Source organism: Caballeronia sordidicola, from assembly GCF_002220365.1.
Taxonomy (GTDB): domain Bacteria; phylum Pseudomonadota; class Gammaproteobacteria; order Burkholderiales; family Burkholderiaceae; genus Caballeronia; species Caballeronia sordidicola_C.
In genome coordinates, this window is the sequence record NZ_MTHB01000281.1 from 1 (window position 1) to 2,866 (window position 2,866).

Annotated in this window: 2 protein-coding genes; both read left to right on the plus strand. The window is 54.5% G+C overall.

Going from position 1 to position 2,866, the window contains the following annotated elements:
• On the plus strand, window positions 1–281 hold a 281-nt coding region (locus BSU04_RS41385), incomplete at its 5' end, for a transposase (protein WP_144021474.1).
• A 941-nt stretch (window positions 282–1,222) separates the two neighbouring features.
• On the plus strand, window positions 1,223–2,866 hold a 1,644-nt coding region (locus tag BSU04_RS41390; protein WP_179258618.1), incomplete at its 3' end, for a UPF0182 family protein.

The following is a 2,866-nucleotide window of genomic DNA, read 5'->3' on the forward strand; positions in this document are numbered from 1 at the left end:
GGCGGCTGGCCACGACGCTCAAGGAGCGCCTGCCGGGCGTCGTGCGCGGCATGCTCGACGGTCGCAGCAATGCCTATGTCGAGGCGATGAATGGCATGCTCCAACAAACCAAGCGGGCCGCGCGCGGATTTCGAACCGTGAAGAACTTCGTGGCCATCGCCTACCTCCGCATGTCCAGGCTAAAACATTTGCCGCAAAATCCTTTGCGTCCCGCCGCCTCGCGTGATCAAGGGATTAAACGCTATCGCGCCGGCCGTCAAGTTCCACTCAAAACGGCATAGAGCCTCGAATCCCGCCCCAGCGGATCGTTATCGATCTCGTGGCACCGATCGGGGGTGGGCTTTCTTGTTTGAAACGGACCTTTCCGTTGTTTGCCGCATGCAGACATTCGCTCGGACTTCGGATGCCGTTTTTTGCCAAATATCCATCTCCGTAAAGCCCGCTTCCTATCATGGCCTGACCCTGATCGCCGAGAAACGGCATAGGTAGTTTCCGAGCCTGACGTTTGCGGCCCGTTGGTGCCATGCTGTACGCTGATCACTTGTCTATTTAGCTCCGACGGAGTGTGGCGGGGAATCGTCGTGAAAAAAGCCATGACGTTTGAACGGCAGTGGCAGGATGGATCCAGTCGTGCTCTGAAGGCAGGCGTGGCTATCTGATCCGGCCCAATGCCATCACAAAGTTTGACGGTGCAGGTCTCGCAACAGGAAGCGTTCGTGCGCAGACTTACCGGAACGACTTTGCATCGCTAGAGGAGATCCGCATTGCAGGGCAGCGGCATAGAGAGGTTGCAGCGCCGACCGATGTCGACCCTCCTGACAAGGGGGCCGTTCTGTGCAGAAACCGTCCTATTCGATGTCTCTGAGGGAGACAACATTCTGCTGAATCGCCCGCTGTGCCCTCGTACGATGGCCAGTTAATTGATGTCGATGCATCAACGGGAAGATCGATCGCGTTGTCTCGATAGCAGGGGAGTACTTGCGGTTGTCAACCTGGCTGCAAAATCAGATTGTGAGTTTTCGCTGGTTTGTTCGTTGTTGTTGGTGTCCTTCGACTCGTGGGTGACAGCCGAATCTCGTTTTTGCGTTGATGAAAAACGACAACGTGTGCAGCGCTAGCGATTGGATCGTGGCAGTCATTGGAGTTGCCGCGCGGCCTGGCCGCGCCCATCCGGACGTTCAATATGGGCCGTAGGGCGCGCACGCAGATCTGGAGTGGAGCGATGAACGAGAACCCGACAGTTGGAAAGCAGCGAAGTTCGTTTGCTCACGAAAAGGGGAGTGTGCTAAGAATGCCTCCCACTTCCCGGCATTTACTGGCAATCATGGTTGTTGCCGCGGCTTCAGTCATTGCGGTTCTGGTGGGCATCGCTGGCTATATAGAGAAATGGCTGTGGATGCGCCAGCTCGGCTACGCCGGCATCTTCTGGACCCTTCTGTCGGTTCAAGTGGTGATGTTTTGCTCAACTTTCGTCTTCGTCTTTCTGTACCTGTGGATTAACCTTCGCCAAGCTACCAAAAATAGCGCCGACTTCCTCGGTGGCGTTCGAGCATCGAGGCCCGCGTTATCCAGCGTCAACGCGAGTGCGCACCCAAGTATCGATCTGTCTCCCAGACTATTGAAGGTAGCTGTTTTCCTGATCAGCGCTGTCGTCGCGTTGTTTTCTGCACTTTATTTCTATACCGAATGGGATACGTACCTCCGTTTTCGTTATGGCGGGTCTTTCGGAGTTTCCGATCCGCTTCTCGGGGTCGATGTCGGGTTCTATATCTTCCATCTGCCCTTCTATGTTCTTTTGCAAGGTAGCTTGACCTTACTGACCATCCTGACGTTCGGGATTGTTTTCTCTACGTATATATTATTAGGAATACGACTAGCGCTGACGAGTGGGCTCGGAAGAATCGCGGCAAGTGGCAGCGCCACGTCACATTTTTCAGTGCTTCTTTTTATCTTGGCTGCCAATTTTGGATGGGGGTTTTACCTCGACCATTACGAACTCGTCTACTCCACCCTGGGTGTCGTTTATGGCGCAGGCTATGCAGCGGATCATGTAACGCGGGTCACCCTCTGGATCATGGTCGGTGTCTCGGCCCTGGCATGTGCGCTGCTCGCATTCAATTTCTTCCGCCCGCGCCTCAAGATGTTGGCTGTGGGGGGCGGGGTGTACTTTGCTCTGTGGTTGATCGGGGTGTACCTGGTTCCATTCTTCTTTCAGGAATTTTTCGTGCAGCCAAGCGAGTTGGCCCTCGAGACACCCTACCTGAAACACTACATCGAGTTCACGCGGAAGGCCTACCAGTTGGATGCAATCCAGGAAACCACTTATCCAGCCCTCCCAAATCTAACGCCTGAGGTGATCGCGAGGAACCAGGACACGATCCAGAATATTCGTCTATGGGATTCGCGACCGCTACTGCAGACCTATCAGCAGACGCAGGCAATACGTCTCTACTATCAGTTTTATAATATCGATACCGACCGCTATCACTTGGCGGATGGCTATCATCAGGTGATGCTTTCCGCCCGCGAGCTTTCGCCGGAACTTCCCGCGAAAGCGCAAACCTGGGTCAACGAGTACCTGCAGTTCACGCATGGCTATGGCGCGGTCATGAACTTCGTTTCGAAGACGGTCGGGGGAGGGTTTCCGCGATACCTTCTTGAGAATGTCCCAGCCGAATCCGAGTTTGGCCTGTCCATCACTCAGCCTTCCATCTACTACGGACAATCGATGTCGGGGTACCGGATCGTGGCGACTGATATCAAGGAGTTCGACTACCCCAAGGGTAATGACAATGTTTACACCAGCTACAGCGGTAAGGGCGGAATACCGTTAAACAGTTTTTGGAAGAGGCTCTTGTTTGCTTGG